The sequence below is a fragment of the Oceanobacter mangrovi genome (assembly GCF_019740315.1).
Classification (GTDB): domain Bacteria; phylum Pseudomonadota; class Gammaproteobacteria; order Pseudomonadales; family Oceanobacteraceae; genus Oceanobacter; species Oceanobacter mangrovi.
Genome location: NZ_JAHXZR010000009.1, coordinates 182,707 through 197,032, shown reverse-complemented (window position 1 = coordinate 197,032; position 14,326 = coordinate 182,707). Strand labels below are relative to the sequence as shown.

At 52.3% G+C, this 14,326-nt stretch carries 12 protein-coding genes and 1 riboswitch; of the genes, 11 read left to right on the top strand and 1 reads right to left on the bottom strand.

What is annotated here, in order from left to right; all coding sequences use genetic code 11:
- Positions 1-62 precede the first annotated feature (62 nt).
- The 11 genes from K6123_RS17840 to yacG all read left to right on the top strand — a co-directional run bounded on the left by K6123_RS17840 (position 63) and on the right by yacG (position 13,498).
- Entirely contained in the window at positions 63-1,001 is a 939-nt protein-coding gene (locus tag K6123_RS17840) for a ketopantoate reductase family protein (protein WP_221800240.1), read from the top strand.
- A gap of 6 nt (positions 1,002-1,007) precedes the next feature.
- Positions 1,008-2,972 (top strand): ATP-binding protein, encoded by a 1,965-nt coding sequence (locus tag K6123_RS17835; RefSeq protein WP_221800238.1) that lies wholly within the window; start codon positions 1,008-1,010, stop codon positions 2,970-2,972.
- Positions 2,973-3,064: 92 nt separating this feature from the next.
- A riboswitch (cobalamin riboswitch) is annotated at positions 3,065-3,294 on the top strand.
- Between the two features lie 180 nt (positions 3,295-3,474).
- Complete coding sequence (locus K6123_RS17830; protein WP_221800236.1) at positions 3,475-5,598, top strand: TonB-dependent receptor; 2,124 nt, start codon at positions 3,475-3,477, stop codon at positions 5,596-5,598.
- Positions 5,599-5,624: 26 nt separating this feature from the next.
- Positions 5,625-6,905, top strand: a complete 1,281-nt coding sequence (locus tag K6123_RS17825; protein ID WP_221800234.1) for a hypothetical protein — start codon at positions 5,625-5,627, stop codon at positions 6,903-6,905.
- Positions 6,906-7,640: 735 nt separating this feature from the next.
- Complete coding sequence (locus K6123_RS17820) at positions 7,641-8,108, top strand: pilin (RefSeq protein WP_221800232.1); 468 nt, start codon at positions 7,641-7,643, stop codon at positions 8,106-8,108.
- Positions 8,109-8,206: 98 nt separating this feature from the next.
- Positions 8,207-8,662 (top strand): pilin, encoded by a 456-nt coding sequence (locus K6123_RS17815; protein WP_221800230.1) that lies wholly within the window; start codon positions 8,207-8,209, stop codon positions 8,660-8,662.
- An 84-nt stretch (positions 8,663-8,746) separates the two neighbouring features.
- Positions 8,747-10,438: a type IV-A pilus assembly ATPase PilB gene (gene pilB / locus K6123_RS17810; protein WP_221800229.1), complete on the top strand. Its 1,692-nt coding sequence runs from the start codon at positions 8,747-8,749 to the stop codon at positions 10,436-10,438.
- Between the two features lie 34 nt (positions 10,439-10,472).
- Entirely contained in the window at positions 10,473-11,699 is a 1,227-nt protein-coding gene (locus K6123_RS17805; protein ID WP_221800226.1) for a type II secretion system F family protein, read from the top strand.
- A gap of 14 nt (positions 11,700-11,713) precedes the next feature.
- Entirely contained in the window at positions 11,714-12,601 is an 888-nt protein-coding gene (locus tag K6123_RS17800; protein ID WP_281423953.1) for a prepilin peptidase, read from the top strand.
- Positions 12,602-12,606: 5 nt separating this feature from the next.
- Positions 12,607-13,212, top strand: coding sequence for a dephospho-CoA kinase (gene coaE / locus K6123_RS17795; RefSeq protein WP_221800224.1), 606 nt, complete (start codon positions 12,607-12,609; stop codon positions 13,210-13,212).
- Positions 13,213-13,261: 49 nt separating this feature from the next.
- Entirely contained in the window at positions 13,262-13,498 is a 237-nt protein-coding gene (gene yacG / locus K6123_RS17790; RefSeq protein ID WP_221800223.1) for a DNA gyrase inhibitor YacG, read from the top strand.
- A gap of 69 nt (positions 13,499-13,567) precedes the next feature.
- Here yacG and K6123_RS17785 read toward each other — a convergent pair whose 3' ends face one another.
- A complete protein-coding gene (locus tag K6123_RS17785) occupies positions 13,568-14,020 on the bottom strand; it encodes a copper chaperone PCu(A)C (RefSeq protein ID WP_221800221.1) in 453 nt (150 codons plus the stop codon).
- Positions 14,021-14,326: the final 306 nt, after the last annotated feature.

Sequence of the window (14,326 nt, the reverse complement as noted above, 5' to 3'; positions counted from 1 at the left end):
CCTTCGCATATCGGGCACCACAAACCCCTGCACAATTCAGCCCAGAAGCCTATAATCCGGCCATGACGCTTTCCATCGGAATTCTTGGTCTGGGTGCTATTGGTACCATCATGGCCGCTCACTGGCGGGAACACTCTCTGTTTGCCGTTGGTCGCCCCCATATTCCCCCAACCCGCCATTTGCAGACGGGAGAATCTGTGCTGGCTCGTTGGCCGGATTTCCCGCCCAGTCAGGACTTCACCCTGCCCGTCTGGACCGGTGAATCTCTCGACTGGCTGGTGGTAACCACCAAGGCCCGCGATACCCTTAACGCCATCCAGCAGATTCAAGACCATTTGCCCCTGGTTAAAAGACTGTTGTTGATCCAGAACGGTATGGGCCAGCAGCAACAGCTACAGCAATGGCTGACAGCCGAGGGACTGGCCTGTGAATTATGGCAAGCCATCGCCACTGATGGCGGTTATCTCTCCAGTCAAGGTGACAACAGCAGAAGCTATGTTTACGCCGGCGCAGGCGAAGTCATGATTGGCCGCTGGCAGGCCGACCCCGACAATCATGTGCCCGTCGGGCAGTTACCGCCCCATTTAACGGTCGTCTCCGATATTCATCGCCGCCAGTATATGAAGCTGGCCGTGAACTGCGTTATCAACCCGCTGACGGCGCTGTATTCCTGTCTTAATGGCGAACTGGTCACTCACCCGGCTTATCTGCAGCAACTGTTGCGACTGAGCGAGGAAGTCCTGCAGCTGGGCCAACAACTCAACTGGGATTTGCCCACTGAGCTGCCAGAGCTGATTCAACAGGTTGCGACGGCCACTGGCGCCAATCGATCATCGACCTTACAGGATGTACTGGCCGGTCGGCCGACCGAGCTCGACTATATTCTGGGCTACGCGCTGAATTGCGCCCGCCAGGCAGCAATAGATCTTCCGGCACTCAGTTCCGTTGCTCGTCAGCTGGAACTGGCAGCAAGCTCCCCGCTTCCACAGGCTGACGGATAAGCCAATATGGCCAGAAGCACGCACGTCACTTTCTTACCGCGCCGCAAAATAATGACCGCCACTCTGGTGGCGCTGGTGTCGTTATTGGCCATTGCTGCACTGGCCTTTGTCTACACCGCTGACCGGATTTCCAGCCAGTATCTGGAACCGGAACTCAATCACCTGCTGGTACGCAATCTGGAGCAGGAGCTGATGCGCTCGCCACTGGAGAACCAGCGCATTCAGCGGTTGCTCGACCAGTTTTCCGAACACCCCCAAATTTATTCGGTGCGTTTGACTGAGCCGGGTCAGAATCTGTTGATAGAGTCGATCACCACTCGCAAATCCCCCGTCCATGAACTCTGGCATTCGGATGTGCATGCCAATCGATACCGTTTCAGCAATGGTCAGCACGAATATGAAATTCTGGTGAATAACCAGACCTCTCTGCCCGGCTATTACCTCACAGAAACCATCAGTACCTTACTGGTCACCGGCTCCATCAGCCTGGTGGTGCTGTTTTTCCTCTATTTGCTGGTACGGCGCTGGCAGCAAGTGCCCTATCTGGACCTGCAAAGCCAGCTCGACAGCCTGCAAAAACAGGATCACGCAGGCCACGAGCAATTTGTGGTTAACGACCCGGATGTTCAGCCACTGGCAGACAGCCTCAATCAGTTTTACTGGATTCAGCATCGCCGTACCGACGAACTGGCCCGCGCTCACCACCAGGCCGAAAGTGCCCGCCACCGGGCTACCTTGCTGGCACAGGAAAGTGCCCGCGCCAACAACGAACTGGAAAAAGAAATTCAGGTACGCAGCACCATGGAACGCCAGTTGGGCCATACCAAGGCGCTGCTGGATGCGATTCTGAACGCCATTCCCTTTGCGCTGTTTGCCATTGATCAGGAAGGCCGACTGTTGCAGTGCAACCGCCAGGCGCTGGCCTGGCTACATGGCGATGTTGGCGGCGTTACCGGAATTCGCCTCGATGTGCTGATTCCTGAACTGCAAGGCCTGATCAGCCCGTTATTGTCGCAGTTACGTGAAGCGCCACCGTCTTCGTCGCTGAAGCCGCTGCTGCAGAAAGACGCCACGCTCGACAGCATTGAACCCGGGCTTAAATCCGAAGTAACCGCTTACGCACTGGATAACGACCAGGATGCCGTCGCGGTTGTACGTATTGAAGACATTCGTCGGCGTCTGAAAATGGAAGAGATGATGATGCAGTCGGAAAAAATGCTCACCGTTGGTGGCCTGGCTGCCGGAATGGCCCATGAAATCAACAACCCGCTCGGGGCGATTTTGCAGAACCTGCAGAATATCCGCCGCCGTCTTGGCACTGACCTGGCCTTAAACCGCAAGGTGGCGGGTTCGCTTGAACTGGACCTCAACGCTCTGCAGTCTTATTTGCAGCAGCGGGATATTGAACACCTGATGGATCATATTCAAAACGCGGGTGAACGCGCGGCAGGCATTATTGCCACCATGCTCAATTTTGCCCGGCGCAACGATTCCCAACGCGAGCTGCACTCGGTCAAACAGCTGATCACCAACGCGGTGACCATTGCCCGTAACGATCTGGCGATTCGACAAATTGAACTGCGTCATGAGGACAATCCAAACCTGCCAGCGGTGAAGGTGATTCCCGGCGAGATAGAGCAAGTGCTGGTCAACCTGATCAAAAATGCCCAGCAAGCTCTGCAAACCTACCGCGGAGCAGATGCCAACTGGCATCCAGTGATCCAGCTGAAAGCCTGGCAGGAAGGTGGCTGGCTCTGCCTGTCGGTGGAAGATAATGGCCCCGGTGTGCCACTGAAAGTCATTCCCCATGTGTTTGAGCCCTTCTATACCACCAAGGAAGTTGGCCAGGGTACCGGGCTTGGTCTCTCGGTTTCCTACTTTATTGTCACCAACCACCACCATGGCCAGCTGCGCTATCAGTCCATCAAACCCCACGGCGCCAGCTTTATTCTGCGCTTGCCACTGATTTGAAAGTCAGTTGACCAAACTGTTCAGGAATGAACAGACAGTGAGTTTCTTGACAAAACGCCCCGTCTCTTGACCGACACAGCCAGCTTGGATAACCTGCGCCGCTTGATCCAGGTGCCTGTTCTGAACAGGTTAAACGGGAAGACCGGTGATGCTTGTCTTGTATGAACAGCATATCCCGGCGCTGCCCCCGCAACGGTGATCGACCCAAACCACAACCAGACCATCTTCTGGTCAGCCACTGCTATCAAGCGGGAAGGCGTTGTGTGACGAGCCACAGGCTCAGGTCGTAAGCCCGGATACCGGCCTGGTGCAGATTACCGACGTTGCGGAGGGCAACCGGGAGGTAGTGACAGCAGCGGGCTGTCCTCATCGATCCTTTCTCCGCTGCGCCACACGGTTATTCTCGCAGAGAACAACCTGCCTTTCTGTTGGTTTCCATCGTCGCTGAGTCAGCAGCTGCCAGACTGCTGAAAAAACCAGCCCTCTACGTGTGCGAAACCCGATGCCTGAATCCGTTTCCCTGCTACCAGCAGCCGCTCAGTTACCAGCCAAGCAACAACCCGCTTTCAGCTGCTATTCAGTCGCAGCGGTGTTGACCTTGCTGTCTTGCCTGCTGCCAAACACAGTGCAGGCCGTCGCTGCAGTTACAGAGCAGACTGATGATGAGATTGTGGTTGTGGGTCAGCAAGAGCCCGACGCCAGTGACTTGCGCAGTTACAGCGCCAAACTGCATCAGTCGGGCTATCGCAATCTGGGTGAATTTCTCGAATCGGTTAACGGTGTGCAGGTGCAAGCGCTTGGTGGTATGGGTGACCCGGTGCTGGTTTCAATGCAGGGCGCGGCAACCAATCAGACCCGTATTCTGGTCGATGGCGTATTACAGAACTCCGGTCAGTTCGGCCATTACGATCTGGCATCCCTGCCGCTTGCCAATATCGAGCGGATCGATGTACTGAACGGCTCAACCGACACCAGCGACGGCGTGCTGATCATGGACGAAGCGATTGGTGGCACAATCAACATCATCACCCGCAAGGCGGATGGCAGCACTCCACAAAGTCTGAGCATGGCGGCCGGCAGCTACGGTACTTTTATGGCCAATCTGGCCTCCGGCTGGCAACTGGCGAACAACCGCCGCCTGACCCTGCAACTGGATCATCAGCAAAGCGACAATAACTACGAATACCAGGTACCGAATCCGTCCAATACCTTGGCTGTTGATGTTTCCCAGCAGCTGAATAATGCCGCCTGGCGCAAGGACCGTATCAGTCTGGCGTTCAACCTGGATCGCCTGTCCGCCAATAGCTGGTGGCAAGACAAATCCAAGCAACTGCCGCAGTACGAAATCAATTCGCCCAACAACCGCGCCCAACTCACCAGTAAGGAAACCGGCCTGCAGCTGCAAGGCCACTGGGGCCACTTGTGGCGCCAGCAGTGGCAACTGACACACACGCTGGAGCGGCAGCATTATGAAGATGCCATCGGCGTTTTTTCCTATATCAACAACGATGATCAGTACCGTTATCAAACCACCGAAGGCAGCCTTTCGAGTCAGGCAGGCCCTGCCGTCACCGGACTGGATAATTGGCTCTTCACCGCCACCGCCAAAGCGACCAGACAGACTTACGCCAGCCGTTATCGCAGCAGTCTCGTCAGTACCACCAACTGCGATTCACTTTCAGCCCAATGTGACCAGTCATCCTGGCTACAGCATTGGCAAGCCGGTTTGAACAGCCGTTGGGATAACGACAGCAACAGCCGTTCCGCCAGTGTCAGCTACATGTTTCATCAACTGGATTCCGGTTTGAGCACGGCTGGCAGCAGCAGTGACGACGGCAGCCATCAACGACGCTGGCCATCCTTGATTGCCCAACTCAACCAGCAGTGGCTGTCCGACTACGGCATTGGCAACCTGCAACTGAGCTGGAAACGGGTTTTGCGTATTCCCTCTATCTATGAGCGCTACGGGGATCAGGGGCTGACGCGGGGTAATCCGGAGCTGGAGCCCGAACAGGGCAAGACCCTCGCGCTGACAACCAACTGGCTGGGCAATACCAGCGCCGACAGCTGGCTACAGTCGCCATCCGTCTCAATCACCGTATTTCGACGTCAACTCAACAACGCCATTATCGCTATTTACGACCCGGGAACCGGCTCGGGCCGTTATGAAAACGCCAACGATGCAGTCATGAAAGGTCTGGAATGGAAGCTGGCAACGGATATCGAAACACAAGGTACCTGGCAACTCAGTCTGGCGGGCAGCCATTACGACAGCGTCTCCAGCAGCACCATAAAGTCCTATAACCACAAACAACTGCCGGGCGTTTATCACTTCCGCCTGATCAGCGGCCTGCAATGGCAAAGCATCAGCCAACAACATCGCCTGACATTAAATGGCGAGCTGGCCGATGACCTCTATCTCGACCGCTCCAACCTGCTTGCCGGTGATCAACGCCATATCTGGCATAGCAGTTATCAATATCAGTGGCCTGACTCTCTCAGTCTGCTGAGCGAGCAAAAAACCGGACTGACGATCCGTAATTTATTCAACCAACAGTTTAATGACTTCAGCAACCGGCCCGTGCGGGCGCGGGAGTGGATGATCACCCTGGAAGGGCGTTTTTAGTCTTTCCGCCATAATAAGGAACCATCATGAATTCAATGATCCCTAACAAAGCGGCCCTGCTCGCACTGGCAAGCAGCGGTTTGCTGTTGACAGGCTGTGGCTCAGACAGTAGTTCTTCATCAGACTTTCCGGTTTCGGCCGATCTGGACAGTGAAAACTATGTCGTTTTCAGCACCAGCTCCAACTACGACAGTTCACAGGTCACCATTGGTAACCTGGCCGATGATCGTAACGCCAACCTGTCCATCCTGACGGATACCGAGACCAATTATTCAATCGACAGCTACAACAACCAGCTGTACTACTTCAACCGCACCACAGGTACAACCAGCCAGTTCAGCACCCAGCTTGGCAGCAACGACAAATGGTCAATCCACAAGGGCTGGACCTATTCCGTTAACGATACCAACGCGGATACCACTGCCAACCCTTACACCCTGGTGCATCAGGACGACGATCTGGCCTGGGTTATCCGCTACGGTGCTACCAGTGTTTGGCAAGTAGATACTTCAGCTACCAAATCCAGCGATTTCAAAGTGGCGGAAGTAGACCTGTCTGCCTACACAGTAACCGGCGACCTTGCTGCCAGCGCTCCCAACATGGCCGATGCAGTAATATCCAACGGCTACCTGTTCGTACTGATGCAACGCCTGAATGCCTACTGGGCGCCGCAAACAGCCTACGTTGCCGTGATTGATCTGGAGACACTGACCGAAGTGGATACCGACCCACAGACCGACGGCCTGCAAGGTATCGAGCTGAACGTCACCAACCCGGGAACCATTGTTGAAAACAACGGCGTCCTGTATATCTCCGGCCACGGTCCTTATTCAAGCAACAGCGGCGTAGGCATTGACGAAATTGATGCTTCTACGTTCGCAGTGACCAGCCTGGTCGACAACACCACACTGGAAACCCTGAACGACACCAGCGGCGATACCGCCATCTACTACCACATCAGTGATGTGACCGTCGCCAGCGACAACCTGCTTTATTTCACTGCCAATATGGAGCAGGGCTACACCACCATCAACACCTGGTTGTATCAGATGGACCCAACTTCTGATGATGCCCCTGAGCAAGTGGATATTCAGGCTGCTCTGAATTCCGATACCAGCCTGGCGGATAATGACGCGCTGACGCTGACTGACATCACCATCGATACCGACAGCCGCCTGTGGGTCGGCGTGGCTAACAGCGACAATCCTGGCCTGCTGGTACTGGATACCGACACCAACAGCCAGAACGGTGAATACGTCAACCTGGAACTGATTCCTCAAAAAATCAGCTTCCTGTCGGCGGAATAATCGGCACGCTTGTCCGGGTATGACTGGACCCTACGAAGATGGTTTAAATACTCCAATTCGTAGGGTCACGGCATGCCGTGACAAAACAGGCCGCATAAACCTCACACTCTTGGCCAAACATGTCTGGTCTAAACAACATCGGCAACAACGCTCGCCGGGATGACACTTACCAAACCTTTGCGCGCTCACGACATGTCGTGACAAAAAACGTCGCTTTAAAATCCTCAAAACGTCTAGAAATCCAGAAACAAGATTGCCGGACAATCCAACATCAATCTGATTTGAGAAGCAGTTCTCATGAAGCTAATAGCGCAATTGTATTTTTGATCCAGATCAGGATTTCAAAAGTCGATATTTAAACCAATAAAGCAATCTGAATACCCCTGCTGCCCTGAAAAGCGTCACCAACCAAACCCGAGTGACAATATTTGTCACTTTAGCCCCACCCTCGCCTAACCCGACTGTGCAACTCAGGTTTGTTTTGACACAAACCATGTCGTATTCGTGAGATACTTCACAACAATCAGGGGCTTTATGGTATTTTCAAAGTTGGCACAGCAATCGCATATAAATTTCTGAAGCAGGACGTCGGATTGGAAATACCCCTCAACCATTTCCCCCGTGCGGTTGCTTTAACTGTTTTGTCACGCCAACAAAACAGAACGCTTCGCCTGACGTTTTATTATTAATGGTGTCAATGATTGATACCGAACTTTGAGAGAGTGGAGATTCACTATGAAATCTGTACAAAAAGGTTTTACCCTGATCGAATTGATGATCGTTATTGCGATCATCGGTATTCTGGCTGCCGTTGCTATTCCTCAGTACCAAGACTATATCCTGCGTACCGAAGCTACCAACTCCCTGTCTGCAGCTCGTCCTCTGCAGCTGGCTGTTAGCGAATATGCCGCTCGTTATTCTTCTTTGCCTGCAGCAAGCGGCGATTTGACTGACTACTCTGGCGCTGACGAGACTGGCTACGCAGCTGGCAATGTAGCCGACATCACTATCACCAACTACGCCTCCGATGCCTTGGATGCCACTGTAACTTTCGACACCGCTGCAAATGGTGTTCCTGCTGCAATCGCAGGAAAAACCTACTTCCTGTCTGCTGCACTGTCTAGCAGTGGTGTAGTAACTTGGAGCACTTCTGCTGACGGTGCTGACCCTATTGACGACAAATACGTTCCAAAACTGAAGTAAGTCGATCAATTTAAAAGCCCGCTACGGCGGGCTTTTTTATTAGCTAACATAGAAATGTAAACACCTGTCAATTAAATCAAGCTGTATTGAGGTGATCCATGAACTTCAGCCGCCAACATGGTTTTACCCTGATTGAGTTAATGATCGTAATTGCGATTATTGGTATTTTGGCCTCAGTCGCAATCCCACAATACAACGAATACATACTAAGAACAGAAACTACCAAATCCCTGTCCGTTAGCCGCCCTCTGCAACTGTATATCAATGAATATACCGCACGATATGCAAAGCTGCCTGCTGATATCGATGCCCTTGCTGACTACTCTGGTATTTCCAAAGACCCAGAAGACTATGCCGGTGATAACGTAAAATCTATTACCATTAATGCAGATGGCGAACTGGAAATTCTATTCGCCTCTACCAGCGACGGGGTACCAAGTCCCATTGCCGGAAAAACCTATTACCTGCAACCGACACGCTCTAGCAACGGAATCGTTAAATGGACATCCGCTGCAGGAACGCTGGATCTACGCTATCTACCAAGAATGAACTAGCAGATTGAGGCTTGGATACTGGTTTGCGTTCGTCCTGTCTGTTATGTTGAGTTCCAGTTTCATTTGCTGTAGAGAAGCCCGAACATGGCCGTTCTTACCGGTATCCCCAAGCGCTTGGTTGATAAATCCCTGTTGAGTGCGGAGCAAGTCCAGATTTTACTCACTCAGGCAACAGAGCATAAACAGGGTTTTATTGCGACGGCCGCCAATTCCGGCCTGATTCGTGGCGATGCCCTGGCTAAAATTGCCAGCGAAGAATTTGGTTTGCCCTTGCTGGATCTGGATGCGTTTGATTTCGACAATATCCCCAAAGAACTGGTCAGTGCCGAGCTGATCGAAAAACACCAGATTATTCCGCTGGTTGCACGCGGCAGCCGCTTATTTGTCGCTCAAAGTGATCCCACCCGTATTCAGTCGATTGACGAATTCAAGTTCAGTACCGGTATGAACATTGAGTCAGTCATAGTTGACCATACAAAATTGGCGGGTGCCGTTACCAAATTATTGGCCGCCAACGACACCAGTATGGATGATCTGGACTCCGAACTGGACGACGTAGATCTTGAAGATCCCAATGCCGAGGATAAGGAGCAGTCGAATCAAAATACTGGTGACGATGCCCCTATCGTACGTTTCGTCAATAAAATGCTATTGGACGCCATCAAAATGGGATCTTCGGATATTCACTTCGAGCCCTATGAAAAACGTTACCGGGTTCGTTACCGCACCGACGGTATATTGCACGAGGTTGCCAAGCCCCCCGTATCCTTGACTGGCAAGATCGCAGCCCGTCTTAAAGTAATGTCACAAATGGACATTTCCGAGAGGCGCATTCCTCAGGATGGCCGTATCAAGATGCGGATATCCAAAACCAAGGCTATCGACTTCCGGGTAAACACCTTGCCAACCCTGTTTGGCGAAAAGATTGTATTGCGGATTCTGGACCCGTCGTCTGCCCAGTTGGGCATTGATATGCTGGGTTACGAGCCGGCTCAAAAAGAGTTGTATATGCACGCTCTTTCCAAGCCGCAAGGCATGATTCTGGTTACTGGCCCAACCGGCTCAGGTAAAACAGTTTCCCTCTATACGGGCCTGAATATTCTTAACGAAGAAGGCACCAATATCTCGACGGCCGAAGACCCGGCAGAGATCAACCTCGAAGGAATTAACCAGGTTAACGTTAACCCCAAAGTCGGCCTGGACTTTGCTGCAGCGCTACGCTCCTTCCTGCGTCAGGACCCGGACGTGATCATGGTGGGGGAAATTCGGGATCTTGAGACCGCCTCTATTGCGATCAAGGCCGCCCAAACCGGCCACCTGGTGTTATCAACCCTGCACACCAACAGTGCTCCGGAAACCATTACCCGTCTGGCCAACATGGGGGTGCCATCATTTAACATTGCAACCTCGGTTTCCTTGATTATTGCCCAGCGTCTGGCCCGTCGTTTGTGTAAAAATTGCAAAAAGCCTGCTGACATTCCCAGAGAAGCCTTGCTGGAAACCGGTTTCACCGAGGAAATGCTGGAAACCGCTGAAATCTATCAGCCGGTAGGCTGTGAGATGTGCAGCCATGGCTATAAAGGCCGTGTTGGTATTTACGAAGTAGTTAAAATAACCGATGCACTCTCTCGTATTATCATGGAAGGCGGTAATTCAATTGAAATCGCTGACGTTGCACGTAAAGAAGGCTTTAATAATTTACGGACGTCAGCCCTGATGAAGGTCGCCCAGGGGATGACCAGTCTGGAAGAGGCCAACCGTGTTACCACAGACTAACCCAGCGACAGAATGGTAGAGGCAGTTAGCAGCTATGGCCCAAAAAGCAAAAAGCATTGAATTCGCCTGGGAAGGCGTCAACCGGCGCGGTCAGAAGATAAGTGGTACGCTGTCTGGCCAGAATATGGCTATGGTCAAGGCTCAGCTACGTAAACAGGGCATTCAGCCAGAAAAGGTTAAACGCAAGGCCCAGCCCATGTTTGGTCTGGGGGGGAGCAGCAAAAAGAAAATAAAAACAGCAGACATCACCTTTTTTACCCGCCAAATGGCAACCATGATCAAAGCCGGTGTGCCGCTGGTGCAGTCATTTGAGATCGTTGCGGATGGCGTAGACAACCTTGCGATGAAAAAACTGATACTCGAGCTTCGTGACAATGTCGCCGCCGGTAACGACTTCGCTTCCTCCCTTAAACAGCACCCTGAGCATTTCGACGAGCTGACCTGTAACTTGGTGGAGTCTGGCGAGCAATCCGGTGCTTTGGAAACCATGCTCGACAAGGTTGCTATCTACAAGGAAAAATCCGAGGCTTTGAAATCCAAACTCAAAAAAGCCATGGGTTATCCGATCACAGTATTGATTGTTGCCGCGATTGTAACTGCCATTCTGTTGATCAAGGTGGTGCCGACTTTTCAGGGCATGTTCGAAAGTTTTGGCTCTGAACTGCCAGCGCCAACCCAGTTTGTAATTTTTCTTTCCGATGGATTACAAAAATACTGGTTTATGGCCGTAGCTGTTATCGCCGGACTGGTGTTTGCCTATAAAACAGCGATTAAAAACTCACCCAAATTTCGCGATCAAATGGACCTGATTTTCCTGAAATTCCCGGTATTCGGACCAATTCTTCATAAAGCAGCCGTGGCCCGCTTTGCCCGGGTCTTATCAACCACCTTCGCCGCCGGTGTACCTCTGGTTGAAGCCTTGCAATCGGTTGCAGGTGCTGTTGGTAACAAGCTTTATCGGGATGCGGTATTGTCTGTTCGCCAGGAAGTTTCCAATGGTCAGCAAATGCACTTTGCCATGCGAGCAACCAATGTATTCCCTAATATGGTGATCCAGATGACTTCCATTGGCGAGGAGTCTGGCGCTCTCGATGCCATGTTGGATAAAGCCGCCAGTTATTATGAAACCGAAGTGGACGAATCTGTCGACGGTTTAACGGCCATGATGGAACCAATGATTATGGCTTTTCTGGGGGTTGTAGTGGGTGGATTGGTAATTTCCATGTATCTGCCGATCTTCCAGATCGGTAATGCACTGTAACTTGCGGATAAGCGATGAATTCTATTTTGCAATTGCTCAACTGGCTCGGCTCCAGTTGGGCATCCCAACTGATTTCTGTTGCTGTTTTGTCGCTGCTGGTTGGCAGCTTCCTCAATGTAGTTATTTTACGTTTGCCGGTGATGATGTTTCGGCAGTGGAAACGTGATTGCCTGGAACTGGATCAACTGCCGGCTCATCCGGCACTGGATGATCTGTCGAAGCCTTTTAATCTGATCAAGCCGGATTCCCACTGCCCCAAATGTCAGGCTCCGGTGCGAGCCTGGCAGAATATTCCTGTCGTCAGCTTCTTGCTGTTAAAAGGTAAATGTTCTGGTTGTGGAACCCGAATTGGCTGGCGTTACCCTATTGTTGAAATCGTCACTGCCGTTCTGAGCAGCGTGCTGATCTGGCAATTCCCGTGGGGGCTGCCGTTGCTGGCAATGTTGATGTTCACCTGGCTATTGATTGCCATGTCCGTAATTGATATCGACCATCAGATTTTGCCAGACACCATGACGCTTGGGCTGCTTTGGCTGGGGCTGATTTGTAATGCATTTGGCATGTTTACCGATCTGAACTCTGCTGTTTGGGGGGCAGTGCTTGGCTATCTGAGCCTCTGGAGTGTGTTCTGGATTTTCAAACTGGTAACCGGCAAGGAAGGCATGGGCTTTGGTGACTTCAAACTATTGGCCGCCCTAGGAGCCTGGTTGGGATTCCAGCAGCTGCTGCTGATTATTCTGCTGTCTTCCGCTGTTGGTGCCGTCGTTGGTATCGCAGGCATTATGATTCTGGGCCGCGATAAAAACCTGCCGATTCCATTTGGCCCTTATTTAGCTGCTGCTGGCTGGATCGCAGCCCTGTGGGGACAGGATATCATCGGCCTGTACCTCGGAAACTTCTGATATTTATGGTCTGGATTCTGGGGCTCACTGGTGGCATTGGTTCTGGTAAAACCGCCGCCTCTGATTATTTGCAACAGCAAGGCATCGAAGTCGTTGATTCCGATGTAATTGCCCGCGAAGTCGTGCAGGCTGGGCAGCCTGCCTTAAAGCAAATTCAGCAGCAGTTTGGTGATGAGGTGTTGCTGGCCAATGGCGAACTGGATCGCGCCTGGCTGCGCCAGCGCGTGTTTGCCAATCCTGAAGAACGGCGCCTGCTGGAAGCCATCACCCACCCCGCGATTCGCCAGCTGACTATCGAGCGCCTGAATAGCGCCCGCTCACCTTATGTCATTCTCGCCTCACCACTGTTATTCGAAAGCGGCCAATATCAGCTGGTCAATCGCAGCCTGGTCGTTGATGTTCCGGAAGAGGTGCAATTATTACGCGCCAGCCAGCGCGACGGTAACAGCGAAGAGCAGATTCGCCGTATTATGCAATCGCAGCTGAATCGCACAGACCGCCTGGGCAAAGCTGATGATGTGGTTAATAACAGTCGCTCTCTGGCAGACCTCTATCAGCAGTTAAGACAGCTACACCAGACGTACCTGCAGCTAGCCAGCGCGCAGGACTGAACTGAATCCGTTATCATTGGCCGCTTATCCAGTTACGCACCGCAAGCCTATGACTTCCAAACCGCAAAATACCCGGCAAACAAGCGCCGCCAACGACTCGGTCACCCGGGTACAATGCCCGACCTGTAAGAACGAAGTAGAGTGGAAACCGGAAAACCGTTTTCGCCCCTTCTGCAGTGAGCGCTGCAAATTGATCGATCTCGGTGAGTGGGCCAGCGAAGGCCACCGCATTGCCGGTGACCAGCTGGAAAATGACGTAATGTCAGGTGATCTGGATAATTATTAACGCCCCGTGTTTCCACCTGTCCAGGATCTATAGCCAGGTTACCTCTATAGCCAGTTTACCGAGACGGCATTACATGCGCATATCAACCAGAGTTGCTGACACTTGTTGGCAACCTGCCGCGGCAAAGCACAACTCCAGCGGTAGTTGACCGCCAACCGTCGCTGGTAGCGGTTGTGCCAGACCAAAAATCATCAGATGCAAGCCACCGGGTTGCAAGGTCGTTGTAGTCCCGGCGTTCACTCCAATGCTGTCAACCTGACGCATCTTCATGGTGCCGTTCTCATGCATATGAGTATGCAACTCAATTTTCTGCGCCCATGGCGCACTGGCTGAAACCAGCTTGTCGGAACCCTGACCGCTGTTGCTGATAGACATAAAAGCCGCCGTTATTTGCTTACCCGGAATCGGCGCACGCACGTAGGCATCCTTGACAGTCAAAGCAGACTCGGCATGGCTAACCGCAGCCATCATCGACAAACACAGCATGCTGGCAGCTGCCAGTGACTTTCCAATCGTGCTCATATTTTTTCCATTCATGATCATATCCAATATTCTTGTTTTGGCGTTTATCAGCGCCCGCTATTGTCGCATCCTTGCTATGAAAAAACGCCGTAACAGGGTTAACACAGACTGTGGTGCTTTGTCGCAGTTACCGGCACTGGTAAGAGCCTCCGATGCAGTTCTAACTTCATCCTCAAAATACCAGCATAACCGGCCTTGCAGCCTTCCTTATAGGCCTCGACGACTGGACGCCTGTGCGGAATTTAGGCACACTCGCGCCCTTTGAAAGACTTGGCAATAACACAGTTCAGTGCGGGTTTTGGGAGG